The sequence below is a fragment of the Stenotrophomonas sp. TWI1151 genome (assembly GCF_039673135.1).
In the GTDB taxonomy this organism is placed as follows: domain Bacteria; phylum Pseudomonadota; class Gammaproteobacteria; order Xanthomonadales; family Xanthomonadaceae; genus Stenotrophomonas.
This window is the reverse complement of the sequence record NZ_JBDJLA010000002.1, coordinates 368,732-394,369: the sequence shown is the minus strand read 5'-3', so window position 1 is coordinate 394,369 and position 25,638 is coordinate 368,732. Positions and strand designations below refer to the sequence as shown.

The 25,638-nt window shown below is 67.0% G+C and carries 21 protein-coding genes; 14 read left to right on the top strand and 7 right to left on the bottom strand.

Annotated elements, in window-relative coordinates; genetic code table 11:
• Positions 1–119: 119 nt before the first annotated feature.
• On the bottom strand, positions 120–758 hold the full coding sequence (locus tag ABE422_RS05865) for a TorF family putative porin (RefSeq protein WP_346466244.1): 639 nt from the start codon (positions 756–758) through the stop codon (positions 120–122).
• Between the two features lie 235 nt (positions 759–993).
• Here ABE422_RS05865 and ABE422_RS05860 point away from each other — a divergent pair, with 235 nt between their 5' ends.
• Positions 994–1,383 (top strand): DUF6165 family protein, encoded by a 390-nt coding sequence (locus ABE422_RS05860; RefSeq protein WP_259260470.1) that lies wholly within the window; start codon positions 994–996, stop codon positions 1,381–1,383.
• Between the two features lie 21 nt (positions 1,384–1,404).
• On the opposite strand, the gene ABE422_RS05855 is transcribed toward ABE422_RS05860, so the two are convergent.
• Positions 1,405–2,148: a FadR/GntR family transcriptional regulator gene (locus ABE422_RS05855; RefSeq protein ID WP_346482640.1), complete on the bottom strand. Its 744-nt coding sequence runs from the start codon at positions 2,146–2,148 to the stop codon at positions 1,405–1,407.
• 89 nt (positions 2,149–2,237) lie between these two features.
• Positions 2,238–5,129: a TonB-dependent receptor gene (locus tag ABE422_RS05850; RefSeq protein WP_313208816.1), complete on the bottom strand. Its 2,892-nt coding sequence runs from the start codon at positions 5,127–5,129 to the stop codon at positions 2,238–2,240.
• Between the two features lie 281 nt (positions 5,130–5,410).
• Here ABE422_RS05850 and ABE422_RS05845 point away from each other — a divergent pair, with 281 nt between their 5' ends.
• The 6 genes from ABE422_RS05845 to ABE422_RS05820 are packed head-to-tail and all read left to right on the top strand — an operon-like array spanning position 5,411 to position 14,273.
• A complete protein-coding gene (locus tag ABE422_RS05845) occupies positions 5,411–7,636 on the top strand; it encodes a polysaccharide lyase 6 family protein (RefSeq protein WP_346482639.1) in 2,226 nt (741 codons plus the stop codon).
• A complete protein-coding gene (locus ABE422_RS05840; RefSeq protein WP_346471471.1) occupies positions 7,633–9,873 on the top strand; it encodes an oligoalginate lyase in 2,241 nt (746 codons plus the stop codon). The genes ABE422_RS05845 and ABE422_RS05840 overlap by 4 nt, the downstream gene beginning before the upstream one ends.
• Complete coding sequence (locus tag ABE422_RS05835; RefSeq protein WP_313208819.1) at positions 9,870–11,162, top strand: MFS transporter; 1,293 nt, start codon at positions 9,870–9,872, stop codon at positions 11,160–11,162. The genes ABE422_RS05840 and ABE422_RS05835 overlap by 4 nt, the downstream gene beginning before the upstream one ends.
• Positions 11,163–11,205: 43 nt before the next feature.
• Positions 11,206–11,961 (top strand): glucose 1-dehydrogenase, encoded by a 756-nt coding sequence (locus ABE422_RS05830; RefSeq protein ID WP_019185567.1) that lies wholly within the window; start codon positions 11,206–11,208, stop codon positions 11,959–11,961.
• 30 nt (positions 11,962–11,991) lie between these two features.
• Entirely contained in the window at positions 11,992–13,173 is a 1,182-nt protein-coding gene (locus tag ABE422_RS05825) for a GDSL-type esterase/lipase family protein (RefSeq protein ID WP_346482638.1), read from the top strand.
• Positions 13,170–14,273, top strand: a complete 1,104-nt coding sequence (locus ABE422_RS05820) for a sugar kinase (RefSeq protein ID WP_313208821.1) — start codon at positions 13,170–13,172, stop codon at positions 14,271–14,273. Before ABE422_RS05825 ends, ABE422_RS05820 begins: the two co-directional genes overlap by 4 nt.
• A 19-nt stretch (positions 14,274–14,292) precedes the next feature.
• On the opposite strand, the gene ABE422_RS05815 is transcribed toward ABE422_RS05820, so the two are convergent.
• Together ABE422_RS05815 and ABE422_RS05810 are read right to left on the bottom strand one after the other, a co-directional pair.
• Positions 14,293–14,718 carry an NUDIX domain-containing protein gene (locus ABE422_RS05815; RefSeq protein WP_313208822.1) on the bottom strand — a complete coding sequence of 142 codons (426 nt, stop codon included), beginning with the start codon at positions 14,716–14,718 and terminating at the stop codon, positions 14,293–14,295.
• Between the two features lie 132 nt (positions 14,719–14,850).
• Positions 14,851–15,423, bottom strand: a complete 573-nt coding sequence (locus ABE422_RS05810) for an Ax21 family protein (RefSeq protein WP_121044142.1) — start codon at positions 15,421–15,423, stop codon at positions 14,851–14,853.
• A gap of 659 nt (positions 15,424–16,082) precedes the next feature.
• Between ABE422_RS05810 and ABE422_RS05805 the strand changes: the two genes are divergently transcribed.
• The gene (locus ABE422_RS05805) at positions 16,083–16,442 is read left to right on the top strand and encodes a DUF1428 domain-containing protein (protein ID WP_313208823.1); all 360 of its coding nucleotides are present in this window, start codon (positions 16,083–16,085) and stop codon (positions 16,440–16,442) included.
• Between the two features lie 170 nt (positions 16,443–16,612).
• Positions 16,613–19,030 (top strand): DPP IV N-terminal domain-containing protein, encoded by a 2,418-nt coding sequence (locus ABE422_RS05800; protein WP_346482637.1) that lies wholly within the window; start codon positions 16,613–16,615, stop codon positions 19,028–19,030.
• Positions 19,031–19,045: 15 nt separating this feature from the next.
• On the opposite strand, the gene ABE422_RS05795 is transcribed toward ABE422_RS05800, so the two are convergent.
• Both ABE422_RS05795 and ABE422_RS05790 read right to left on the bottom strand, forming a co-directional pair.
• Entirely contained in the window at positions 19,046–19,729 is a 684-nt protein-coding gene (locus tag ABE422_RS05795; RefSeq protein WP_313219924.1) for a hypothetical protein, read from the bottom strand.
• Positions 19,730–19,943: 214 nt separating this feature from the next.
• On the bottom strand, positions 19,944–20,948 hold the full coding sequence (locus ABE422_RS05790; protein WP_346481079.1) for a histone: 1,005 nt from the start codon (positions 20,946–20,948) through the stop codon (positions 19,944–19,946).
• Positions 20,949–21,503: 555 nt separating this feature from the next.
• Here ABE422_RS05790 and ABE422_RS05785 point away from each other — a divergent pair.
• The 5 genes from ABE422_RS05785 (at position 21,504) to ABE422_RS05765 (ending at position 25,624) form a co-directional block, all read left to right on the top strand.
• Positions 21,504–22,931, top strand: coding sequence for a Do family serine endopeptidase (locus ABE422_RS05785; protein WP_313219918.1), 1,428 nt, complete (start codon positions 21,504–21,506; stop codon positions 22,929–22,931).
• A gap of 111 nt (positions 22,932–23,042) precedes the next feature.
• Complete coding sequence (locus ABE422_RS05780) at positions 23,043–23,408, top strand: hypothetical protein (protein ID WP_019185548.1); 366 nt, start codon at positions 23,043–23,045, stop codon at positions 23,406–23,408.
• 8 nt (positions 23,409–23,416) lie between these two features.
• A complete protein-coding gene (locus ABE422_RS05775) occupies positions 23,417–23,917 on the top strand; it encodes a phage holin family protein (protein WP_313208834.1) in 501 nt (166 codons plus the stop codon).
• Complete coding sequence (locus tag ABE422_RS05770; protein WP_313208835.1) at positions 23,914–24,396, top strand: protein sip-5; 483 nt, start codon at positions 23,914–23,916, stop codon at positions 24,394–24,396. The genes ABE422_RS05775 and ABE422_RS05770 overlap by 4 nt, the downstream gene beginning before the upstream one ends.
• 136 nt (positions 24,397–24,532) lie before the next feature.
• A complete protein-coding gene (locus tag ABE422_RS05765) occupies positions 24,533–25,624 on the top strand; it encodes an AI-2E family transporter (protein ID WP_346482636.1) in 1,092 nt (363 codons plus the stop codon).
• The last annotated feature ends 14 nt before the right edge of the window (positions 25,625–25,638 follow it).

Here is a 25,638-nt window from a genome sequence, read left to right as displayed (position 1 = left end):
CGGTTTGCGCGCCCGGTGGGGGGGCTTATTGGCGCGCCCCGTGGGGCCCCCCCCCACGGGTCGGCTCTACCGCCTGGAGCAGCCGACCAACGGTCGGCTCTACCCGGGTTGACGCTACGTTAGAAGGCGGTTTGTACCGCGACCTCGACGCGCGATCCCGCGTTGCCCGGGAACAGCTGTTTCGCGGCACCGTCGGTGTCATGCCCGGTCACCCGCAGCTCCCACGGCCCGTGCACCCGCCACACCAGGCTGAGCTGGCCGTGCAGGTAATCCTCGGCCTGCGCGCTGTCCAGCCAGTAATGGCCCACCGCGCCCTCGATGCGCCACTGCCCGCCCAGCGGCAGACGCGCGCCGAGCTGCGCATAGGTGCCGCCGTGGCCACCGGCCAACGCGTTGTCGGAGACGCCGACCTGCAGCCACGCGCGTTGCCGCCAGGTCACCGTGCCGTTGAGCTCGGTCCAGTCCAGATCGACGGTGGTCGAGGGATACAGGTAGCGGGTCAGATTGACGTCCACGCTCCAGTCCGGCGTCACCGCGCCGCTCCAGCCGGCGATGAGATCGAATTCGCTGCGCGCGCCGTTGTCCGGGCGGAACGAGACGCCCGAGCCCCACGCCGAGGCATACCAGCCGGTGGCCGTACCGAGCTTCACGCCGGCCTGCGCGGCCGGATCGCCGTCGCTCTGGGAGCTGCCGCGCCAGACGTAGTCCGAGGTCAGCGTCGCATTGCCCTCCACCGCGGCCGCGGCCGCACCACTCATGACCAGCCCCACCAGCACCGCGCCGCAGCGCAGGCGCTGTTTCAAAGGTTTACCCACCACGTGCCCTGCTCCAGATGACGGCCGCGCCGTCGAGAGCGACAGTGTCGTCAGGCGGGGCGTAACGCCGCCATGGCGTACCCGGGCGATCGGCGCAACGTTTCTGTAAATCCTGCGTCAGGGTGGTGCCCGGAGGTGCGCGGTATCATGGCCGCTCTGACCTGTTGCGAGTAATGGCGTGGACGCGATCCTGACCCCGGTATCGATTGGCGAGCTGATCGACAAGATCACCATCCTGGAAATCAAGGCCGAACGCATCGCCGATGCGGGCAAGAACGCCAACGTCCGCAAGGAACTCGAGGGCCTGTGGCCGCTGTGGCAGCAGCAGGTAAGCGCCCAGCCGGGGCTGGAGGCGTTGAAGACGCAGCTCAAGGCAATCAACGAGCGCATGTGGGAGATCCAGGATCAGCTGCGCGACAAGGAAGCAGCGCAGGTGTTCGACGATGCCTTCATCCAGCTGGCGCGCGGTGTCTATGGCACCAATGGCGAGCGGGTCAAAGTGAAGAACGAGATCAACCGCATCGCCGGCTCGCAGCTGGTCGAAGAAAAGCAGTACCAGGGCGAGTAAGCCCGCGGGTACGCGCCGGGCTCAGTGCCCGGTCGCGGCCATGAAGCGTTCGCGGTCCTGCTGGGTACGCCGGCGGATTTCGGCCAGCGCTTCATTCTCGGTGGCTTCCAGCATCGATTCGAACAGCCGCTGGAAGTGGTTGCGCATGGCCGACCGCGCCGCTGCCGGGTCGCGTTGGCGCAGTGCATCCAGAATCCGGGTGTGTTCCTCGTCGCGGGTGTCATCGTCGTTGTGGCAGACGTTGGCGTAGACCTGCTTGACCCGCGGCAGCTCGTTGCGCATCCGCCAGATCAGCTGCACGCAGTGCTCCACCACCGGGTTGCCGGCGATCCGCGCGATCGACAGGTGGAACTGACGATCCGCCTCGCTGGCCGCCGCCTCGCCCGAATTCGGGTCGACCATGGCCGCGATCAGGCCGGCCAGGTCCTCCAGTTCGGCATCGGTGATGCGGCTGGCCGCCATCGCGGCGGCCTCGGCCTCGATCACCGCACGTGCCGCGGTCAGGTCGAACGCCGAGACGTCGGGCAGTGCGCCCGGCGCCTGCGACGGCTTGGTCTTCACGTAAACGCCGGAGCCGGTCTTGATGGTGATCAGGCCCTGCGCTTCCAGCGCGATTTCCGCCTCGCGCACCGTCACCCGGCTCACGCCCAGGCGTTCGGCCAGGTCGCGCTCGCCCGGCAGGCGCGAGCCCGGCGGGAATTCGCCCTTCTCGATCAGCGCGACGATTTCGGCAGCAATGGACTGGTACAGACGGGGTTCGGACATCATCAAAGGCCTGCTGACAGGTGGCTGGGGACCGACACGCGACCGCGCCTTCAGAGAGCGGCGCGGTCGGAAAAACCGCGCCACTGACCTCAGAAGCGGTAGCGCACCCCCAGATAATACCGCCGCCCGTACGTGGTGTACTCGCGGAAGCTGCCGAGGATGGGCATATCCGACACCCGCGGCTCATCGGTGAGGTTGCTGGCCGACAGCGACAACGACAAGTGCTTGTTCACTTTGTAGGTGGCGCGGAAGTCCAGCGAGCCATTGTCCCGCACATAGCGGTTCTGCGACGGGTCGCCGACAAACTGCTGGTAATAGTCGGAGCGGTACTTGTAGATCGCCTGCAGATCGAGCTTGCCCAGGCCCCAGTACACCTGTGCCGACGCCACATGCTTGGACAACCCGAAGATATTGGCCGGCTCGACGATACCCGGGGTCACCACGCCGGTCGAGGGGTCGGTGGACTCGCCCAGGCGCAGGTCTTCGGTCTTGAAGTTGGAATCGGCGTAGTTGTAGCTGGCCTTCACGCCCAGCCCGGAGAAGATCCCCGGCAGGTAGGAGAAACTGTGCGAGGCGGTGAACTCCACGCCGAACAGATCGCTCTTCTGGTCGCTGGTGGCCAACTGCTCCACCGGCACGGTCACGCTCTGGCCGTCGATATCGAACGATTCGTTGACGATCACCGGCATCGAGCCGCCGTTGAACTGCTTGTAGTACAGCGCACCGGACAACATGGTGTCTTCGTTGGCATACCACTCCAGCGAGAGGTCGCCGTTCCACGACATCAACGGCTTGGCGCGCGGGTTGCCGGTGGCGGTGATGCTGCGCAGCGCGTCGCCCACGCTGTTGAACTCGGTATCCACCTCGCCCAGGTTGAAGGTGCGGCCAAAGCCTTCAGCGGCCAGGTCCGGACGCGACATCGCCCGATACGCGCCCACGCGCAGCAGCAGGTCCGGGCGCAGTTCGAAGGCCGCGTTGAAGCTGGGCAGCCATTCGGTATTGCTGGACTTGAGCACCTGCGAGGTGTAATCGCCGGTGGGCTCCAGGGTCACGGTGCCGTCGGGATTGTTGATCACATCCAGGCCGCTGCGCAGCCCGACCGAGCGCACCTCGGTGCGCACACCCCGCACGCCGATGTTGCCGGTCACCGGCAGGCCGAACCATTCGGCGCTGTAATCGCCCATCAGGTACAGCGCGCTGGTTTTCTCGGTGACATCGTTGTTGGCCGGGTTGCGCAGGTCCGCGCTCAGCCCGGTGTCGTCCACGCCGGTGAAGGCCTTGAACAGGCAGCGGCTGTCGAAGCTGGCCCACTGGTCGATGGTGTTGCCACTGGCGTTGGCCAGGAAATCGTCCTGCGGGAACGCCTGGCGGCAGGCCAGGTTGGCAGCGCGGATCGCGGCGACATTGGTGGTGGTGACATCCACGGTGTCGGTGTAATCGGTGTAGGTCGCCTCGGAGCGGCGCAGGCCCCCCTTGATCGCGGTGAAGAAGCCGCTTTCCGGGGTGAACGTGGCATCGAAGCGGCCGGCACGGATGGTGTGCTCGCGGTGCTGCTGACGTCGACGCACCAGCGCCGAATCGGTGAAGTTGTCCGGGTTGTTCACATCGAACGCCGGATCCAGGTAAATGCTCGGCACATCACCGCTGTAGTCATAGGTGTAATCGACGTAGCGGGTGTTCTTGATGCCGCCGACCGGCCTGCCGTTGACGTCGGTGCGGCCGGCACGCAGGCGGGTGCTGCGTTCGATCTGATCGCGCTCGGTGTTGGAGTAGGACAGATCGGTGGACAGCGTCCACGCCGGGCTCGGCCGGAAGATCACGTTGAGCCCGCCGCCGGTGTATTCCTCCTGGCGCTCCAGGAAATTGCCGGTGGAATCGACCGTGGTGCTGCCGGTGTGGTGCAGCAGCGCGCCATCGTCGGTGACGACGCGGTTGTTGAGGTTGCGCATCATCGAGGACAGCGACAGATCCGAGCGGTCTTCGGTGTAATCGCGCTTGGAGTGCTGGTAATCAAGGTTCACTTCCACCGTATCGCTGGGCCGCCACTGGAGTGCGGCGAACTGCGAATCGCGCTTGTCGTGCTCGATGAACTGGCGGTAGATGCGGCTGCTGGGCACCAGGTAATACGGCACGCCGTTGGCGACCTGGTTGCCGTTGACCTGGGTGCAGTTGCGCGTTGCGCCAACCACTTCACGGCCATCGCAGGCCACCCAGGTGGAGCTGCTGGAGAACATCTCTTCCGGGTTGCTGCCTTCCAGCGCCTGCACGCCGATGGAGACACCGAGCTTGCCGGCGTTGCCCATGTCGAACTGGTCGATGTAGCTGGCGGTACCGCGCCAGCCGACGCCGTCCTTGTCCTTCAGACGGTCATCGTAGTCCTGCCAGGTGCCCCGGCCATCGAGCTGGAACGTGCGCTTGCCGTACTCCAGTGGTTTGACCGTCTCCATGTTGATCGTGCCCGCCACGCCACCTTCGACGAAGTCGGCGCGCTGGGTCTTGTAGATCGCCACAGTGTTGATCAGCTCGGACGGGAACTGGTTGAAGTTCACCGAGCGGTCGCCACTGCCGTTGGTGGCCTCGCGGCCATTGAAGGTGGACGAACCGAGGAACGGGCCCAGGCCACGGATCGAGATTTCCGACGCACCGCCCTTTTCGCGGTGGGTGGAGGCACCAGTGATCGTTTCGATCGCTTCACCGATCGACAGCGCCGGCAGATCACCGATGTCGTCGGCGGCCAGCACATCGGAGACCACGGTCTCCTCGCGCTTCTTGTCGATCGAGGTCTGGATGGTGCCGCGGATGCCGGTCACCTGGACCTGATCCAGCGTGGTGGCTTGCCCCGGCGGCGAGGCCGGTGCATCGGCGTCCTGTGCGTGGGCCAGCGGCAGGGCCGCGGTGGCACACAGGGCATAGAACAGCGCGCTGTGCAGCGCGGTGCGGCGGAGGCCTCGTGGTGAGGCCGTACGGCGGTCATGCAACATCGTGATCTCCCTCCCAGGATGGATCGTCCGATTACACGGATTCGATCCGGAAGATTCACGACTGATGAACCAATGTCAATGAATTGGTACTAAAGTCTACCCCGCACTACCGTCCAGACCACTTTGCGTGGAATTAATGTGCGGACGCAGCAGAAAAATGCGCAAATCACATACCACATGCGCCTAAAGTGGTATGCGATTGTGGTTGACGTCCGCGCACGGCAACCTGTTAGGATCGTGGCTCGCGTCAGTCGCCACGGTTCATCTGGGAGGGTAAGCCCGTGACTTTGCAACACTCGCATGCGCCGTTGGCGCGGCGTCCCATGGCCAAGGCCTTGCTGTTGAGCCTGTCCCTGGCGGCATTCCCTGCCGTGGCGGCCGATTATCTGGTGCGCGACGCTGCTGCCTATGCCACCGCCGTACACGCCCTCGCCCCCGGCGATACGGTGATCCTGGCGGACGGCGTCTGGCGCGACGTGGACCTGCTTTTCCGGGGAACCGGCAAAATTGGTCAACCAATTAAGTTGACGGCGCAGACCCCCGGCAAGGTGATTCTCAGCGGCCAGTCCCAGCTGCGTCTGGCCGGTGAGCACCTGGAGGTCTCCAACCTCGTCTTCCGCGATGGTTGGGCGCCGGGTGGCGAAGTGGTGTCGTTCCGGCGGTCAGCCAGTGAGTGGGCCAACCACAGCCGGGTGACCGGGATCGTGATCGACCGCTACAACAAGCCGGATCGCCAGCAGTCCGATCACTGGGTGGCGCTGTACGGCCAGCACAACCGCTTCGACCACAACCAGCTGGTCGGCAAGACCAATGCGGGCACCACCCTGGTGGTGGTGCGCAACGCCACCAGCGGCCTGGACAACCAGCACCGCATCGACCACAACTGGTTCGGCCCGCGCCCCAACCTCGGTTCCAACGGCGGCGAGACGATGCGCATCGGCACCAGCCACGATTCGCAGTCCGATTCGCGCACCGTGGTGGAGAACAACTGGTTCGAGCAGTGCGATGGCGAGGTGGAGATCGTCTCCAACAAGTCCGGCGGCAACACTTACCGCGGCAACGTCTTCCAGGACTCGCGCGGCTCACTGGTGCTGCGTCACGGCCATGGCAACCGGGTCGAACGCAATGTGTTCCTCGGCCATGGCAAGGCGCATACCGGCGGCGTGCGCGTGATCAATCGCAACCAGACGGTGCGCGACAACTACTTCGAAGGCATCGCCGGCGACAATTTCGCCGCGGCCTTGAGCGTGATGGCCGGTACCCACAACGCGCCGTTGAACCGCTACGAGCAGATCGATCACGCGGTGATCGAACGCAACAGCTTCATCCAGGTCGGCACGCTGTTGCTGGGCGCGGGGCTGGATGAGGAGCGCAACGCGATGCCAGTGAACAGCCGCATCGCCGGCAACCTGTTCATCGGCGATGGACACCGCGAGCTGCTGCGCACGCAGGGCGATCTCTCCGGCATCAGCTTCGCGGGCAATGTGCAGAGCCCTGCCGCGTCTGCCGGCTTTCCTGGTGGTGTCAGCGGCCAGACCCTGACCCTGCAGCGCGCGGCCAACGGCCTGCTCTACCCCACCGCCGCCATCGATGCCGGTGCCCCGCGCGATCTGACCCCGATTGCCCGCGACCAGGTCGGCGTGGACTGGTACCCCAAGACGCTGCCGACCACCGCCTTGGACAGCGGCGCGGTGCGCAGGGTCGCACCGGGCGAGGACACCCTCACCGCCGCCGTGGCCGCCAGCGCCCCGGGCGACCGGCTGCAGCTGCAGCGCGGCCGCTACACCGTGAGCCAGGTGCTGGCGGTGGACCATCCGCTCAGCGTGGTCGGCCCCGCACGTGGCCAGGCCAGCGTGCAGTTCTCGCGGCCGAGCCTGTTCGAGATCGGCGCGCGCGGTTCGTTGCGCCTGGCGCGGCTGGATATCGACGGCGCGCTCGCCCCGGATGCCGCCGGCAATGCGGTGATCCGCGTGCCGCCGGGCAGCCAGGCCTTCAACTACACGCTGCGCATCGAGGACAGCCGCGTACACGGGCTGACCGCCAACAAGGCCTTCGATGTGATCGCCACCGGCAAGGGCAGACTGGCCGCGCGGATCGCACTGACCCACGTCACGGTGGAGGACATCACCGGCAGCGTGATCGCCGCGGCCGCCGAGACCGATGACCTGGGCACCTACAACGCCGAGCAGGTGGATCTGCTGGACTCCACGTTCCGCCGCATCGGCGGGCCGGTGGTGAACCTGTATCGCGGCGGCACCGACGAAAGCACCTTCGGTCCGGCGCTGCAGGTGCACGGCAACCAGTTCGAGCAGGCAGGGCTGGCCGATGACACCAGCCTGCGCCTGCATGGCGTGCAGTTCGCCAGCATCCGCGACAACCGCTTCGACCACAGCGGCCGCATCCGTTTCAGCCATCGCGTCGGGGAACCGACCCTGCGCATGGGCGACAACCCGCTGACGGCCACCGCGCCGTTGCTGTCCGATACCCCTGTTGAGGCCCTGCCATGAATCACGCCCCGCCCCTGATGCTGCTGCTCGCCGCCACGCTTGGCGGGGCCGCGTTGCCCGCTGCGCAGGCCGCACCCGCCGCCCGGCAGGCGCCCGCGGCGTCCGCCACCGCACCGGTGCTGGTCACCGCCGCGCAGTGGACGCAGATGCGTGCCGAGGGTGCGCGCTCGCCACTGTTCGCCAAGGAACAGCAGCGTGCCGAACAGCGCGTGCGCGCGATGATGAAGGCCGGCATCGACGTGCCGGTGCCCAAGGACAAGGGCGGCGGTTACACGCACGAACAGCACAAGCGCAATTACCAGGCCATCCAGGCCGCCGGCGCGCTGTATCGGCTGACCGGCGACAAGGCCTATGCCACCTTCGCCCGCGACCTGCTGCTGGGCTACGCCAAGCTCTACCCGGGCCTGGGCGCGCACCCGCAGGGCCGCGGCCAGATTCCCGGCCGGCTGTTCTGGCAGACCCTCAACGATTCGGTGTGGCTGGTCAGCGCGGCGCAGGGCTACGACGCGATCCGCGACACGCTCAGTGACGCCGACCGCAAGACGATCGACGACAACGTGTTCCGCGCGATGGCCGACTTCCTGTCCGACACGCCGGAGAACTTCGACAAGATCCACAACCACGCCACCTGGGCGGTCGCTGCGGTGGGCATGACCGGCTACGTGCTGCGCGACACCAACTACGTCGACAAGGCGTTGCAGGGCAGCAAGCGCGATGGCAGTGCCGGCTTCCTGAAACAGGTTGATCAGCTGTTCTCGCCGGACGGGTATTACGAAGAAGGCCCGTACTACCAGCGCTATGCACTGGCCCCATTCATCCTGTTCGCCAACGCCATCGAGCGCAACGAACCGCAACGCGGCATCTTCAAGCGCCGCGACGGCGTGCTGCTCAAGGCGGTCGATGCGCTGGTGCAGAGCAGCTACGGCGGCTACTTCTTCCCGATCAACGACGCCATTCTCGACAAGGGCCTGGACACCGAGGAACTGGTGGCCGGCATCGATATCGCCTACGCGCAGACCGGTGATGCACGCCTGCTGTCGGTCGCCAAAACACAGAAGCGCGTGCTGCTCTCGCCCGAAGGCCTGCAGGTGGCCCAGGCGCTGGCGGAGAACAAGGCCAAGCCGTTTGCCTTCGTACCGACCCTGCTGCGCGATGGCCCGGACGGCACCGAAGGCGCACTGGCGATCCTGCGCATGGGGGGCGAGAACGGCCAGGCGCTGGTGATGAAGAACACCAAGCAGGGCATGGGCCACGGCCACTTCGACAAGCTCAACTGGTTGTTCTACGACAACGGCCAGCGCGTGGTCACCGATTACGGCGCGGCGCGCTTCCTCAACATCGAGGCGAAGGCCGGTGGCATCTACCTGCCGGAGAACAGCAGCTGGGCCCGGCAGACCATCGCGCACAACACGCTGGTGGTGAACGAACAGAGCCACTTCGGCGGCGACTGGAAGAAGGGCCAGCCACTGGCACCGACGCCGCTGCTGTTCGCGGTCAGTGACGATACCCAGATCGCTTCGGCACGGATGGAGGGTGCCTACGACGGGGTCAGCTTCACCCGTACCCAGGCGCTGCTCTCGCACCCCTCGCTGGGCGAGCCGGTGGTACTGGATCTGCTGCGCGTCACCGGCAGCAAGGCCGCGCGCTATGACCTGCCGCTGCACTTCAACGGTCACATCATGGACGTGGGCTTCAAGAGCCAGTCCGCGCTCGCCGCACGTCCGGTGCTGGGCAAGGCCAACGGTTACCAGCACGTCTGGATCGATGCGGCGAGCGAGCCGACCCGCGACGCACGCAGCCTGACCTGGCTGCTGGACGGCCGCTTCTATACCTACCGTTTCGCCAGCACCGCGCCCTCACGTGCGTTGATCGGCGAGAGCGGCGCGAATGATCCCTCGTTCAACCTGCGCCGTGAGCCGATGCTGCTGCAGCGGGTGGATGGGCAGGCTGCCACCACGTTCTACGGCGTGCTCGAACCGCACGGCCAGTACGACGGCACCGCCGAAACCGTGCGGGGCGCCAACAGCCGCATCGACCGCCTCACCCACTACCGCGGCAAGGATGCAGACGTGCTGGTGCTCGACCTGGCCGGCGGCAAGCAGCTCGCCGTGGGCATCGCCGATGACCCGGCCAAGGGCGGATCGCATGAAGTGAGCGGCGGCGGCCACAGCTGGCGCTGGGACGGTGGCTGGAAGCGCTTCGATACCGGCACCCGCACCGGCAAGGACGGCAAATGAAGGTCACCACCCAGGCCCGCACCTATGTCCGTTGGCTGATCGTGGCACTGATCGCCATTGCCACGGTGATCAACTACATCGACCGCAACGCCCTGGCCGTGATGTGGCCGCAGATTTCCAAGGACGTCGGCGCGACCAAGGAAGACTACGCGCTGCTGGTCACGGTCTTCATGCTGTTCTATGCCGCCGGCCAGTTCGTGTTCGGCCGCCTGTTCGACATCATCGGCACGCGGCTGGGCTTTGCGCTGTCGATCGCGGTGTGGTCGATCTCGATCGCGCTGCACTCGGTCACCCACTCCATACTGTCCTTCAGCATCGTGCGCGCCATGCTCGGCATCAGCGAAGCCGGCGCGTGGCCGGGCGCGGTCAAGGCCAATGCCGAGTGGTTCCCGGCGCGTGAGCGGGCGCTGGCGCAGGGCGTGTTCAATGCGGGCGCGTCGATCGGGGCGATCGTGTCGGCACCGCTGATCGCAGTGCTTTTCCTGTGGCTGGGCTGGCGCGGCACCTTCATCCTGATCGGTGCGATCGGCTTCATCTGGCTGCTGCCGTGGCTGATCATCTACCGCGCCGGCCCGGACAAGCACCCGTGGGTGAGCGCCGCCGAGCGCGCGTTGATCCTGGATGCGCCCACCGAACAACCGGCCGTGCCGGTCCCCGAGTACGTGCCCAGCATGCGCCAGCTGCTGGGCCATCGGCAGACCTGGGGCATCCTGATCTCGCGGTTCTTCCTGGACCCGATCTGGTGGCTGTTCGTGTCCTGGCTGCCGCTCTACCTGGCCGACACCTTCGGCTTCGACATCAAGCAGATCGGCATCTTCGCCTGGGTGCCGTATGTCGGCGCGATGATCGGCAGCCTCGGCGGCGGCTGGTTGTCCGGGCGCCTGATCGGCGCGGGCTGGAGCGTGGACAAGGCCCGCAAGGTGGTGATCACCCTGGGCGGCGCGATCATGGCCCCGGCGCTGCTGGGCGCGGTGCTGGCCACCGATCCGGTCTGGGCCGTGGTGACCATCGCCTTCGTGCTGTTCGGCTTCCAGATCGCCATCGGCAACATCCAGACCCTGCCCGGCGACATCTTCAGTGGCAAATCGGTCGGCTCGGTCGCCGGCCTGGGCGGCATGGCCGCGGTGGCCGGCACGCTGATCACCACCTGGCTGGTGCCGGCGATGACCCACGAATCCTACGCACCCATTTTCATCCTGGTGGCGGCCCTGGTGCCGGCCTCCCTGCTGGCGCTGTGGCTGGTCACCGGTCGCGTGGAAAAAATCCACGGCCCGGTCGAGCGCCGCTGAGCCCTCTTCTTCCCTTTCCCCCAACGCATCACAGGAGTGTTTCATGACCCAATTCAAGGACAAGGTGGCCATCGTCACCGGTGGCGGCCGTGACATCGGCCGCGAGATCTCGCTCAAGCTGGCCGCGGCCGGTGCCAAGGTCTGCATCAACTACGCCAACGATGAGGCCAGCGCGCAGGAGACCCTCAAGCAGGTTGAAGCCGCCGGCGGCACCGCGATCGTGCATCGCGCCGATGTCACCGATGCCAAGGCCGTGGCCGCGATGGTCGCTGCGACCCAGGCTGCGTTCGGCCCGCAGATCGATGTGCTGGTGAACGTCGCCGGTGGCATGGTCCAGCGCCGTCCGCTGGCCGAGATCGACGAGGCGTTCTTCCACAAGGTGATGGACCTCAACATGAGCTCGGTCTACCTGACCACGCATGCGGTGGTGCCGCACATGCCCGAAGGCGGCGCGATCGTGAACTTCGCCTCGCAGGCCGGGCGCGATGGCGGTGGACCGGGCGCGGCGATCTACGCCACGGCCAAGGCTGCAGTGATGACCTTCACCCGCGCCATGGCCAAGGAACTGGGCCCGCGCGGCATCCGCGTCAATGCGCTGTGCTGCGGCATGATCGCCACCCGCTTCCATGATGAATTCACCAAGCCGGAAGTGCGCACCGCGGTGGCCGGCAATACGCCGCTGCGCCGCCAGGGCCGACCGCAGGAAGCCGCCGATACCGCGGTGTACCTGGCCTCGGATGCAGCCGGTTTCATCACCGGTGCCAACGTCGACGTCAATGGCGGCACCTACTTCTCCTGATTGACCCGCTGACCGCCTGGGAGGGCCGCCATGCTGCGCTGGATCACTGCATTCTCTCTTGCACTTGCCACCAGCGCCGCGGCGCTGCCCGCCCAGGCCCAGGTCTGGGTGCCGGCCTGGACCGCCTCGCCGGCGCCGGACCGTCTTGATGGCACCCCCGAGGCCCCGGTGCAGTTCGCGAACCAGACCGTGCGCCAGGACATGCGCCTGGGCAGCTCGGCCCGCGCCCTGCGCTTCCGCATCAGCAATGAACTCGGCCAGGCCCCGCTGCATATCGGCGGGGCCTCGGCCCACCTCACCGGCACCGCCACGGCGGCCAGGCCGGTCACCTTCAATGGGCGTGGCGAGATCGTGGTGCCGGTTGGCGCTGCGCTGCTCAGCGACCCGGTCGCGATCACCGCGCCGGCGCTGGCCGACGTCTCGCTCACCCTGTATTTCCCCGAGGCTACCCGCCCGGCCGTGCGCCGCACCGCGCTGCGCATCGCCGAGGGTCGCGCTGCTGCGGTCGGCGACGCGGTCAAACTCGCCTACCGGCAGAACGTGGTCTCCGCCGTGCTCGCCGAACGCGCCAGCAAGCCGGTGGTGGTGGTCGCCCTGGGCGACTCGATCACCGAAGGCGCCACCGCCACCCGCGGCAGCAACGGCGACTGGCCGGCACTGCTGTCGGCCCGTCTGCAGCAGGCGTGCCCGGACCAGGTCGTGGTGGTCAACGCCGGCATCAGCGGCAACAAGGTGATGGATCACGGCCGCAGCCACAGCGCGCTGGCGCGGCTGGACCGCGACGTGATCGCACTGCCGAACGTGGACCGCGTGATCCTGTTCGAAGGCATCAACGACATCCGCCACGACGGCGGCACCCCACCCGTGGCCGGCCGCAACGCCGAGGACATGGTGCTGGGCTACCGGCAGATCGCCGAACGCCTGCACAGCAACGACATCCGCCCGATTGCCGCCACGATCACGCCGTTCGGTGGTTCGGACCGCTACGAGCCGATCGCGGCCGCCACCCGCACCACGCTCAACGCCTGGATGCGCGGCGGCCGCAGCGGCTTCGATGGCCTGATCGACTTCGACCAGATCCTGCGCGATCCGTCCCACCCGGAGAACCTGCCCGAGGACATCACCCGCGACCACCTGCATCCCAACGACGAGGGCTACCGGCGCATGGCCGAGGGCATCGATCTGGCGCTGCTCGGCTGCCCGGCGCGATGAGTGCCCAGACCTTCCAGGTTGCGGCCGACAACGGCCAGCGCTGGGACGCGCTGGCACTGGGGGAGGTGATGCTGCGCTTCGATCCCGGCGAAGGCCGGATCCGCAGCGCGCGCCAGTTCACCGTGTGGGAGGGCGGTGGCGAGTACAACGTCGCCCGCGGCCTGTGCAGCACCTTCGCCCATCGCACCGGGGTCCTCACCGCCCTGCCGCGCAACGAGCTGGGTCTGCTGGCCCAGCAGCTGATCCAGGCCGGCGGGGTGGATGCCAGCCAGATCGTGTGGCGCGACTACGATGGCATCGGCCGCAACACCCGGATGGGCCTGAACTTCACCGAGCGCGGCTTCGGGGTGCGTGCGCCGCTGGGTATGTCCGATCGCGCGTACTCGGCGGCCTCGCAGCTGCAGCCGGCGGCGTTCGACTGGGATGCGCTGTTCGGGCAGCACGGCGTGCGCTGGCTGCACACCGGGGGGATCTTCGCCGCGCTGTCCGAGCACAGCGCGCAGACTGCGATCACCGCGGTGCGGGCCGCGCGCCGGCACGGCGTGGCGGTCTCCTACGATCTCAACTACCGCGCCAGCCTCTGGAACAGCCATCCCGACCCGGATGCCGCGCGTCACGCCAACTGCGCCATCGCGGCCGAGTGCGACCTGTTGATCGGCGATGAGTATTCGTTCGCCGCATGCCTGGGCATGGACCTGAGCGATCTCGGTCGCCGCCACACACCGATGGATGTCGGTCCGGCCGAGGCAGCCGCCGTGCGCGCGATGACGCAGTTCCCGGCGCTGCAGGCGGTGGCGTTCACGCTGCGCGACGCCGCCAACGCCGCCCGCCACGGCTGGGCCGGTGCGCTGCGCACCCGGTCGCAACTGTATGTCTCCGCCGCACGCGAAGTAGACCTGCTCGACCGTGTCGGCGGTGGCGACGCCTTCGTGGCCGGCGTGGTGCATGCCCTGCTCAGCGGCAAGGGCGAGCAGGCAGCGGTGGAGCTGGGCGCCGCGCATGGCGCGCTGGCGATGTCCACGGCGGGCGACTGCGCTGTCACCAGCCTGGCTGAAGTGGAGGCCGTGGCGCGCGGCGATGGGGCCGCCGCACGACGCTGAGCGCCCTGCGCGCGAGGACTCAGTGCGCGATCGAGAGGTGTTCCAGGGCCTTGCGCGTAGAGAGCGTCAGCGGCGCGGGCAGTGCATCCGCGGTGAACCACCCCAGCCCGAGCAGTGCCTCGGGCTCCTGCACGGACGCGATCGTGGTGTCCTGCGCCCGCACCAGATACACCGGGGCGACCCAGTGCTGGCCAAGCGCCGGCTCGAAATGATCGACCACGCACAACAGACGCTCCACCGTCACCTGAAGTGCGGTTTCCTCCTCCACCTCACGGATCACCGCGTGTTCGACGGTTTCCATCCAATCGACCTTGCCCCCCGGCAACCCCCAATGCCCCTGCTCAGGCGGACGCCCGCGCTGGACCAGCAGGATCGCGCCGTCGGCGCGCTGGATGACGGCACCACAGCCGAGGCGAGGCTGCTGCAGATCGGTGGATGGGGACATCGGGCATCTCCATGGAAGTGACTCATTATCTCTCGGGCCCCGTGCCTGGATAGCGCCCACGAAAAAGGCCCGGCGATGCCGGGCCTTTCCTGCCACGCCGATCAGGCACGTGGCGATGCGGTCACGCTGGAATTACCAGCTGAAGCGCGGGCCGACCGACCATTCCTTGTCACCGTGGCGATCCATCTTGATGTCGCCGTTGATGCCCCAGTTCTGGTTCAACTTCACCTGGCCACCCAGGCGGCCGTAGAACTGGCCATCCGGATTGACGCCGTGCTTCTTGCTGTAATCCTCGTAGCCGGCCATGGCATAGACTTCGGCGTGCTGGCCGAACGCGGTACGGATACCGGCTTCAGCGCTGTAGCCGTTGAAGTCCAGGCCTTCCTTCGGGTCGAACTTGTTGTAGGCAACGCGGCCCACGAAGTCGGTGCTGTTGCCGATTTCCTGGTTGTAGCCGACGCCGACGCGCCACTGGTCAACCTTGAAGTTGCCGATGTCGGTCTTCTGCTGGTTGTACTCACCGAAGGCGTGGAAGTTCGGCAGGAAGGCATAGGAACCCTTCACGCCCCAACCATCGGCCTTGCCGCCATCTGCGTCGGTCTTGACGTAGTCGGCTTCAGCGTAGTTGTAGGACAGGCCTTCAGCCGCCGAAGCGGTGAACGGGAGGGCGGCGGCCAGGGCCAGAGCAATCAACGAAGTCTTCATGGGGGTACACCTTTATGTCTTGGACTACTTGCACCCGGCATGGAGGCCGGACTGCATCGGGAATGTAAATTCTCCGTTATTCGACACAACCCGCCCTGAAGTTGACCGCGTCCACAAAAGTGAATTTTGGGGCGGCGTTCAGACGCGCTCTGGCATACGCGCGTGGCTTTTTTCAGGCGATGACGGCGTGAGTGCGGCCTGGCGGGATGATCACGCGGAGCCGTCAGGCAGGGAGTCGCGGCGGGCAAGCCGGAAAGGATTCTGGTCACGACGGTGCCCTTTCGGGGCGTCACGCGCTGGGGAAGCCGCTCTTGGGGAGTTATCGGCTAACGCGTCCATCCTCCTGGATGCACCGAGGTCCGTGCCGTGGGGCGTTGGACCGCAGGGCGCCGTGGGGCGTCCTGCCCGGCAACCCCATCATGTGCTGAATACGTCAGCGCGCCTATCAGGATGTTCCGCACAATGACTCAGAGTTTTCTGACCTTTGTCCCGAAGGCGGCCGAAAATGTCCGATTGAATGCTGAATCTGTTCACCTCGTGTCCTGCCTGGACACATTCACCGGCCGCAAAGGCCACCGCGCGCAGTGTCGAGGTTCCGTCTCCCGGTTCGTCGTATGTCATGAAGGCGCCCATCCCGGCGCGTCATCTGGAGCACTGCCATGGCCTATATCGATGGTTTTGTACTTGCCGTGCCGAACGCGAACAAAGCGAAATTCCTGGAACACGCCCACATGGGCGATGCGATCTGCATCGAGCATGGCGCGCTGCGCGTGGTGGAGTGCTGGGGCGACGATGTCCCGCATGGCAAGCAGACCGACTTCCATCGTGCGGTGGCGGCCAAGGACGATGAGGCCGTGTTGTTCTCCTGGATCGAATGGCCGGACAAGGCCACGCGCGATGCCGGCATGCAGAAGATGATGGAGGACCCGCGGATGAACCCGGAGAACAATCCGATGCCGTTCGACGGCAAGCGGATGATCTACGGCGGCTTCGTGCCGGTGGTGGAACTGAAGCAGTGAGCGGGGGCCAAGAGGGGTACAGCCGCTGCGGCAGCGCCGCTTGAGTGCGCGCTGGGGCACCGGCATGCTCGGTGCTCCAGGCTGACAGGGAGCACGCGCCATGATGACGATGCTGCCTGCCAGGCGACCGTCATCAGGGAGCGAGACGCATGGCCGCAGCACGTTCGGGAATGTTTCACTTTCTGCTCTTCCTGGGGCTGGCGGTCACCGCGACCGCCAGCCCGTCGGCCCACGCCGACGCGCCGGGCCTGATGCAGTACCAGCGCGCCGAACGTGTGCTCGACCAGCGGCTGCGCGGCAAGGTCCGCAATGCCACCGTCGCGCCGCGCTGGCTGGAGGACGGCCGCTTCTGGTATGCGCGCCAGGAGCACGATGGCCGCACCCGCTACCTGCTGGTCGATCCGGCGGCCTCCACGCGCACGGCGCTGTTTGACCAGGACGTCATGCAGGCGGCACTGCAGGTTGCCGGGGTCGCCGATCCAGGCGCGGTGATGCAGCAGGTGGACCGCGTCGCCCTTAGCGGCGATGGAGTGCGGATCACGCTGCGCGTGGACCCACAGCGGGTGGTGATGTGCACGCTGCCGATGCCGTGCGAGATGCACGCGTTACCGGTCGCCGACCCGCGCGACCTGCCTGCGCCGGACGGTCGGCACAGCGTGCGGGTCGAGCAGGACAACCTCTGGCTGCGGCGCGGTACCGACGGTGAACGACGGGCGCTCACCGTGGATGGCGAGCCCTCGTACGGCTATGGGGTACTGCCCGATTTTGCATTGCGCGGTATTCCGCGGCGGGAAGGCCGGATGCAGATGCCGCCGTTCGCGGTCACCTGGTCGCCGGACGGCCAGCGCCTGTTCGGCGTGCGCTACGACGAACGTCAGGTCCTGCCCTATCCCTACCTGGCGACCGCGCCGACCACCGGGTTCCGCCCGGTCGTGCATGAAGTGCGCCTGGGCCTGCTGGGCGACGCCGAGCAGGTCCGCGATACCTGGTTCGTCACCGAGATGGAGGGCGGCACACGCAGCATCGCCGTTCCCGAGGGCTGGCACACGTTGACCGAAGCCGGCGTGCTGGGCTGGTCGGCCGATGCCGGCAAGGTCTATACGGCGATCGTGCGCTATGACCCCCCCGCACGGCTGCGCCTGGTCGAGGTGGATGTCCGCACCGGCAGCGTGCGTACCGTGCGGGAAGAGCGCAGCGATACCCGCGTGCAGCTCAACAGCTATCCCTACAACCGGCCGGCGGTGCACGTCCTGCAGCACGACGATGGCATCGTCTGGTTCTCGCAGCGCGATGGCTGGGGCCATCTGTACCTGGTCGATCGCCGCGATGGACGTGTCGTGCGTCAGCTGACGAAGGGCGCATGGCTGGTGCGCGATGTGGTCGGCGTCGATGAGGTGCGTCGCCAGGTGCTGTTCACCGCCGGCGGGCGCGAGCCGGGCGATCCCTATCAGCGGCGCCTGTACCGCGTGTCGCTGGACGGTGGCGCCCCGGTCCTGCTCACACCGGAGGCAGCCGATCATGCGATCGATGGCGGAACCGGCGTGCTCATGGGCGGGCGGCCCTCCCACCTGCTGTCGCCCTCCGCGGCTTACGTGGTCGACAGCTACTCGCGGGTGGACCAGGTGCCGGTCAGCGTGCTGCGCGCCACCAGCGATGGCCGTGCCGTACTGGAACTGGAACGCGCCGACGCCCACGCGGTGCAGGCCGCCGGCTGGACGCCCCCGCAACGGGTGAGCGTCCTCGCCGCCGATGGCCACACCGAACTGCAGGCCACGGTCTATCTGCCGCCCGGCTACCGCGAGGACGGACGTCATCCGGTCATCGATGCGATGTACGGCGGACCGCACATCACCAATGCGCCGGTCGGTTTCGTCGAGGCCACCGCGACGATGAATCCGGTCGCGCGCGCCAGCCTGGCCCAGCTCGGCTTCGTGGTGGTGAGCATCGATGCGCGCGGCACGCCCGGACGCTCCAAGGCCTTCCACGATGCCAGCTTCCTGACCGCAGCCGATCTGCAGCTGGATGATCACGTCGCAGCGATCGGGGACCTGGCCAAACGCTATCGGGGCATGGACCTGACACGGGTCGGCATCTACGGGCATTCCTTCGGCGGCTACAGCGCGGCGCGTGCCCTGCTGCGCCATCCGGCGTTCTACAAGGTCGGGGTGGCTTCGGCCGGCAGCCACAGCTTCCAGGGCATGTACGGTGGCGCGATCCACGGCATGGACCGCCTGGTCGGCGGCCAGCCGGTCTATGCCGACGGTACCGCGGTGCGCGCACAACCGGATGCGGTGCCCGCGCTGTTCCAGCCGCTGGCCAACGATGCCCTGGCCGACCGCCTGCAGGGCCGGCTGATGCTGGTCTACGGCGACCTGGACGAGAACGCGATGCCGGCCCTGACCCTGCAGCTGGCGCGCGCCCTCACGCTGGCCAACAAGGACTACGATCTGCTGTACCTGCCCAACCAGGACCACGAACTGTTCCGCAACGATGATTACTACATGCGCCGGATGTGGGATTACTTCGTCACCCATCTGATGGGTGCGACGCCGCCACCGTACCGGATCGGGGCGGCGGCTTTGCCATGAGGTGATGCGGGCCGCTCAGCGGTGGGTATCGGTATCGTCCGGCCCGCCCCCCATGGCACCACCGCCCATTCCTCCCATTCCTCCCATACCACCGCCACCGCCGCCTTTACCGCCACCCTTGTCACCCGCATCGCCCTTGCCCTTCGCACCGGCCGAAGGTCGTGCCGGACCCTGGCGCGGGATGGCAACCGTGGTTGGAATCGGATCCAGGTCCAGTGCCTGACGGATGAAGTCGCGCAGCGACACCACCAGGTCGGCCGTAGGAACGACGCGGCCCTGGGCCATCTCGTTGGCGGCGTGCGCAGCCAGGCGCACCTGCTCATCCGTGCCCAGCAGCACGATGTCCGACAGGGCCGCTTCCACTGCATCACGGATCCGACGCGCACGCTCGCCACCGCTCTCGGCCTCCGCCGGCAGATGCAGCGCATCGCCTTCTTCGCTCCCCTCGGGCAGCGCGCGGAAATCGCGGCGATGACGTGGATCGACATCGAGCGTGCCGGTGAACGATCCGCCGAGGACTTTGTAAGCCGCGATCAGCGTGCGCAGACGCTCGTTGATCTGGCGATTCTCACGCTCGCGGCGCTGCTGCATGGTCTGCATGACCAGCAGCCGGATGCCGACACCGATCAGGGTGATGACCGCCAGGCCGACCAGGGTCGAGAGCATGGCCTGCCAGGAGCTGAAATCGAGTCCGCGCATTGCGTCTTCCCGTGAACGTCTGCCGATCAGGTTAGCAAGGGACGCAGGGAGGTGATGGTGATGGCAGGGTCCGGGAGCCTGATCGCACAGTGACGCGATGCGCTCGACCGGGGATGCCGAAATGACCGGGAACGGGCAAATGACCGCGGGCGGACACAGGCCCACCCCACCATGCCGCTCCCGCCCTCAGGCAGGAGCAGCACGTTGCAAGGCCTTACTTGCGGGCGCGCTTGGCCGGTGCCTTGCGGGCAACCGGCTTGGCGGCGGCACGCTTGGCGGGCGCAGCCTTGCGGGCCGGGGCCTTCTTGGCCACAGCCTTCTTGGCGGTAGCGACCTTCTTGCCGACGGTCTTCTTGGCGGCCGCGGTCTTCTTGGTCACGGCCTTCTTGGCGGTGGCGACCTTCTTGCCAACCGACTTGCGGGCGACGGCGGTCTTCTTGCCGGCCACCTTCTTGGCGGTCGCGGTCTTCCTGGTCACGGTCTTCTTGGCGGTCGCCGACTTCTTGGCAACGGCCTTCTTGGCCGTGGCGACCTTCTTGCCGACGGTCTTCTTGGCGACGGCGGTCTTCTTGCCAGCCACCTTCTTGACCGCTGCGGTCTTCTTGGTCACGGCCTTCTTGGCGGTCGCCGACTTCCTGGCAACAGCGGTCTTGGCAGCGGCGACCTTCTTGCCGACGGTCTTCTTGGCGGCAGCGGTCTTCTTGGTCACGGCCTTCTTGGCAGTCGCGGTCTTCTTGGCGACAGCCTTCTTGGCGGTGGCGACCTTCTTGGTCACGGTCTTCTTGGCAGCGGCGGCCTTCTTGGTCACGGCCTTCTTGGCGGTCGTGGCCTTCTTGCCGGCAGCCTTGGTGGTCTTGGTCACGGCCTTTTCAGCGGCGGCCTTCTTCTTGGCGACCTGCTTCTTGATGGCGGTGGCTTCAGCCTTGGCGTTCTTCTTGGCCGCTTCCAGCTTCTGCTTGGCGGTGGCCAGGGTCTTGCCGACCGACTTGGCCGCCTTGTCAGCCTTCTTGGCGACGGTCTTCTCGACCTTGGTCACGGCCTTCTTGACCTTGGCGACCTGGGTGGTGGCAGCCTTGCGTGCGCGCTTGGCGGTCTTCTTCACCGAAGCCACTGCATCCTCCGCAACGTGTGCGATGGTCTCGCCGACGTTGGTGGCGGTTTCTTTTGCGTCTTCGACGGTCTGCGAGAGAACCGTGGTCACACCATTACCGTTGCTCATTGAGTGCCTCCTGAGGGGCCTGGTTAGTCAAATCGCTGGCGATGCTATACCGGCGCGGTCCATCGTGGAACGGTCTTGATGCGATGCTCGTGCCAAGCCGACAGTAGCACCCCCATCGTCGGCAGCAAGCAACGCACCAACCTCTTGCACGAAACCCCTTGAAAACAGCATCGGCGCTCCAGCGCGTGGCGCACGCGATGTGTCTCGATGCGCATGTCGGCTGCATTCAATGCGCCCATGATTGATCGTCGCACTTGATCCATTCCCTGCCCTCGTACCCGGCATTTGCGCTGGTTTCGATGACGCGGATGCGCCCTGCAGGCGCACGACCAGCGTTGCTTTGGACGTCGCCGAGCGCACTGCACCGCCCTGCTTGGCACCTCGCCACCGGCCGATTTCGGCACCGCCATCCGTGCCCAGGCTGCGTCACCGGATGGCCGACGACGCGGCGAATTTCATCCCGGGTTTAGCCGATTGCGGACACACTCATTCAGGTTGAATTACCGTATACGTGTTTTCCCTGCCCCGTCCCCACCGACACGGAACCGCCGGACCATGCGACCGCTCCCGACCCTGCTCACGCTCGCCCTCGCCGCTGCCTTCGGCGGGTTCACCGCCACGGCCATCAACGCGCACCTGGACAACCGTGCCGAGGCGGCGCCGGCCGCATACACCATCCCGACCACAGCGGCGCTGCCCGCAGCGGTTGCCGGCCAGGCGGTGCCGTCGCTGGCACCGATGCTGGAACGGGTGATGCCGGCCGTGGTCAGCGTCAACACCAAGCAGGTGGTGCGCGTGCGCAACCCCTACTTCAACGACCCGTTCTTCCGCCGCCTGTTCCCCGAAGTGCCGCAGGAACGCATCAACGAATCGCTGGGCTCTGGCGTCATCATCGATGCCGCCGAAGGGCTGGTGTTGACCAACCACCATGTGATCGACAACGCCGACGACGTGCAGGTGACCCTGGCCGACGGGCGGACGGTGAAGGCTGAATTCATCGGCTCCGATGCCGATACCGATGTCGCGTTGATCCGCATTCCGACCGGCAACCTGACCGAGATCAAGCTCGGCGACAGCGCCCAGCTGCGCGTGGGCGACTTCGTGGTGGCGATCGGCAATCCGTTCGGTTTCAGCCAGACGGTCACCTCCGGCATCGTCTCGGCGGTGGGCCGCAGCGGCATCCGCGGGCTGGGCTACCAGAACTTCATCCAGACCGATGCCTCGATCAACCCGGGCAATTCCGGCGGTGCGCTGGTCAATCTGCAGGGTCAGCTGGTCGGCATCAATACCGCCAGCTTCAATCCGCAGGGCAGCATGGCCGGCAACATCGGCCTGGGCCTGGCGATCCCTTCCAACCTGGCGCGCGATGTGGTCGACCAGCTGGTCAAACACGGCGTGGTGGTGCGTGGCACGCTCGGCATCGAGGCGCAGAACCTGACCCAGCAGATCGCGCAGGGCCTGGGCCTGACCGAGACGCGGGGCGCGCTGGTGACCCGCGTGCTGGCCGGGTCCAGTGCCGCGGCCGCCGGGCTCAAGCCGGGCGACGTGGTGGTGTCGGCCAACGGCCAGCGCGTGGACAGCGCGCAGGCGCTGCACAACGTGGAAGGCCTGCAGCCGGTCGGCAGTACGCTGACCCTGGACGTGCGCCGCGAGGGCAAGCCGCTGCAGATCAAGGCCACGCTGAAGGAACAGGCACGCGCGGTCACCGGCGAGTCGCTTGATCCGCGCCTGGGCGGGGCCACCTTCGTCGACCTGCCCGAATCGCTGCGCCAGGCCGGTGTCAGCGGGGTATTGGTCAGTGACGTCAAACGCGGCAGCCGCGCGGCAGCCTCCGGGCTGGCGCAGGGTGACGTGATCACCGCGGCAACGGCAGGTGAGTTTGCCGACCTCGCCAGCTGGCGCGCCAACTTCCAGCAGCGCCCGGCACAGCTGGTCCTCAGGATCATCCGTGGCAATGGCGGCGGCCAGCTGGTGATGCGCTGAACGCGGCGTCAGCCGTAACGTCGCTTACACCCGGCCGATGCTATTACCTTGTGTTCGTTGCCGTCGGATCGTCCGCGGTCACCTTCCCCATCGCATAGCAGGAGATACACGATGAGCCCCACCAATACCGAGAATCTGAAGGAACACCTGGGCGAAGCCGGCTCGCACCTGAAGTCGGCGGCCACCGCTGCCGGCGGTGCGATCAAGGGCGCCACCGGCGCTGCCGGTGATGAGCTGCGCATCGGCAAGGCCAACGTCAAGGCCGAACTGTCCGATACCGCGCTCTCCGGCCTGGCCGCGGCCGAGTTCGGCGGTGCCGCCGCCAAGGAACAGGTTGATGCACTGATGGACAAGGGCAAGGACCTTGTCGACAGCGCCGCTGAACTGATCCGTGAGCGTCCGCTGGCGTCGTTCGGCGTGGCCTTCGCAGCCGGCTGGATCATCGCCAAGCTGGCCCGCAGCGGCGGCGACAAGTAAGCAGCGGCGTGAGCGATCAAGCCCAGTCGAGCGCTGCCGGTGGCGCGGATATCCCGCCACCGGACAGCGGTGAAAAAGCACCGCGCCTGGACGAGAGCATCCGCCAGGTCGGTGAGGCCGGCCGTGAGACCGTCGATTCGGCCAAGCACACCCTGCGCTCCCTGCGACGGTTGGCTTCGGCCGACTTCGCACTGGCGCGCAGCGCATTTGGCCGGGCATTGGCCTGGGCCGGCGTTGCGATTGTGTTCGGCGCGTCGGCCTGGTTGTTGCTGGCCGGCACGCTGATCGCCCTGATGCAGCGCTGGGGCCTGTCCTGGTTCCATTCGCTGTTGATCACCTCGATCGTCAGCCTGCTGGTGACCGGCTACGCGATGTGGCGGGTGTCGTTCTTCTTCCGCCATACCGGCATGCATGCCACCCGCCGCCAGCTGTCGCGGTTGGGGCTGTATGACGAGCCCAGCGAGGAAGATCCCGATGCCGACGTCGATACCACGGGGGTGAAGCGATGAACTTCGAAGCCTTGCGGCAACGCGTCCAGCGCGCCGAGCTGGTGGTGGCGGTGCGGGTCGAGAAGACCCGCAGCAGCTGGTCCACCCTCAGCACCGTCTGGCGGACCGGATGGACGCCGCTGCGCATCATCACCGTGGGTCTGGCCGGCGGTTTCCTGGCCGGCAAGCTGGAGCCCACCGGCCTGGGCGCGAAGGTGCAGGGCGCGCGGTGGCTGCAGATGATCGGCTCGGTCTCCAATCTGGTGGCCAGTACCCAGGCCGCGTTCGCCTCGATGCAGGCCAGCGAAGCGGCCGATACCGCCGAGCAGGCTGCTGACAAGGTGGATGAGGCCACCGATGAGGCGCCGCGTCAGGCGGCTCCGGCTCCGAGGCCTGCGGCCCCGGCAACGCCACGGCTCAACCCGGAACGGCGTGCCGAACCGGCCTCGCCCCATCAGCCGCAACCGGCCGAAGCGGCCACGGACCTGTCCGAACGCTGATCGCAGTGCGGTCGGCAGCAACATCCGAAGGCCCTGCGGCACCCGCCGCGGGGCCTTTCTTCGTCTGCACGTACCCCACACGCCATGCGCACCCGGCTTGCCCAATAATGGCGCTCCTTTCCCGTGTGCGATCCGAATGAGCGTCCCGGTTCCCCCTTCTGCCGAAGCCGTCGTCGCACCGCCTGCGCCGCGCCCGCGCGCGCCGATGTCGCTGGTGATCCTGGCCACCCTGGCGGTGGCCTTTACCCTGTGGGCGGCACAGGACGTGGTGCTGCCGATCCTGCTGGCCATGTTCTTCGCACTGGTCGGCAACCCTATCCTGCGGATGCTGCAGAAGATCTGGATTCCCCGGTTTCTCGGCGCGGTGCTGGTGCTCGGCGCCGGCCTGAGTGGTGCCGCCGCGCTCGGCGTGCAGCTGGTCGGCCCGGCAATGGAATGGGCCCAGGAAGCACCGCAGCAGCTGCGCAAGGTCGCCCGCCAGGTGCAGAACCTGACCAAGCCGGTGCAGCAGGCCAACCAGGCCGCCGAGAACTTCGCGCGCGTCGCCGGTGGCGAAGGCAGCCGCCGCGTGCAGATCGTGCGCACCCAGCTCGATGATCCCTACAAGGTGCTGACCCGCGCGCCACGCCTGGCCGCCTCGGTGCTGGCGGTGGTGCTGTTGACCCTGTTCTTCATGATCTACGGGCAGAACCTGCAGAAGCATGCCATCGCGCTGTTCCCCAGCCGCCAGCAGCAACGTTTCACCACGGACATCCTGCGCTCGATCGAGCGCGAGGTTTCCCGATACGTCCTGACCATCACCGTGATCAACACGCTGGTCGGCCTGGTGTTCTCCGGCATCCTGCTGCTGCTCGGCATCTCGCTGCAGGAGGCGCTGCTATGGGGCACCGTGGCGGCCCTGCTGAACTTCGCGCCCTACGTCGGCCCGCTGATCGGCGTGGCCCTGATGCTGCTGATGGGGTTCGTGGAGTTCAGCGATCCCTTCAAAGCACTGCTGCCCGCGGCCTGCTACCTCGCGCTGCACACCATCGAAGGCCAGGTGGTGACCCCGATCGTACTGGGCCGGCAGATGGCGATCTCGCCGCTGATCCTGATCCTGGCGCTGATGGTGTTCGGCTGGCTGTGGGGCATGGTCGGCCTGCTGCTGGCGGTGCCGTTGCTGGTCTGCATCAAGCTGGTGCTGGCGCGGCTGGATGGCACCCAGGGCTGGGCCAAGCTGCTGGAATAAGCCGTCAAGGCCAA

Coding starts and splice junctions, on each gene's coding strand:
- ABE422_RS05790 (WP_346481079.1), bottom strand. CDS start 20,948: ATGAGCAACGGTAATGGTGTGACCACGGTTCTCTCGCAGACCGTCGAA.
- ABE422_RS05780 (WP_019185548.1), top strand. CDS start 23,043: ATGAGCCCCACCAATACCGAGAATCTGAAGGAACACCTGGGCGAAGCC.
- ABE422_RS05830 (WP_019185567.1), top strand. CDS start 11,206: ATGACCCAATTCAAGGACAAGGTGGCCATCGTCACCGGTGGCGGCCGT.
- ABE422_RS05835 (WP_313208819.1), top strand. CDS start 9,870: ATGAAGGTCACCACCCAGGCCCGCACCTATGTCCGTTGGCTGATCGTG.
- ABE422_RS05820 (WP_313208821.1), top strand. CDS start 13,170: ATGAGTGCCCAGACCTTCCAGGTTGCGGCCGACAACGGCCAGCGCTGG.
- ABE422_RS05840 (WP_346471471.1), top strand. CDS start 7,633: ATGAATCACGCCCCGCCCCTGATGCTGCTGCTCGCCGCCACGCTTGGC.
- ABE422_RS05810 (WP_121044142.1), bottom strand. CDS start 15,423: ATGAAGACTTCGTTGATTGCTCTGGCCCTGGCCGCCGCCCTCCCGTTC.
- ABE422_RS05815 (WP_313208822.1), bottom strand. CDS start 14,718: ATGTCCCCATCCACCGATCTGCAGCAGCCTCGCCTCGGCTGTGGTGCC.
- ABE422_RS05800 (WP_346482637.1), top strand. CDS start 16,613: ATGTTTCACTTTCTGCTCTTCCTGGGGCTGGCGGTCACCGCGACCGCC.
- ABE422_RS05805 (WP_313208823.1), top strand. CDS start 16,083: ATGGCCTATATCGATGGTTTTGTACTTGCCGTGCCGAACGCGAACAAA.
- ABE422_RS05785 (WP_313219918.1), top strand. CDS start 21,504: ATGCGACCGCTCCCGACCCTGCTCACGCTCGCCCTCGCCGCTGCCTTC.
- ABE422_RS05765 (WP_346482636.1), top strand. CDS start 24,533: ATGAGCGTCCCGGTTCCCCCTTCTGCCGAAGCCGTCGTCGCACCGCCT.
- ABE422_RS05855 (WP_346482640.1), bottom strand. CDS start 2,148: ATGTCCGAACCCCGTCTGTACCAGTCCATTGCTGCCGAAATCGTCGCG.
- ABE422_RS05825 (WP_346482638.1), top strand. CDS start 11,992: ATGCTGCGCTGGATCACTGCATTCTCTCTTGCACTTGCCACCAGCGCC.
- ABE422_RS05865 (WP_346466244.1), bottom strand. CDS start 758: ATGAGTGGTGCGGCCGCGGCCGCGGTGGAGGGCAATGCGACGCTGACC.
- ABE422_RS05850 (WP_313208816.1), bottom strand. CDS start 5,129: ATGTTGCATGACCGCCGTACGGCCTCACCACGAGGCCTCCGCCGCACC.
- ABE422_RS05795 (WP_313219924.1), bottom strand. CDS start 19,729: ATGCGCGGACTCGATTTCAGCTCCTGGCAGGCCATGCTCTCGACCCTG.
- ABE422_RS05770 (WP_313208835.1), top strand. CDS start 23,914: ATGAACTTCGAAGCCTTGCGGCAACGCGTCCAGCGCGCCGAGCTGGTG.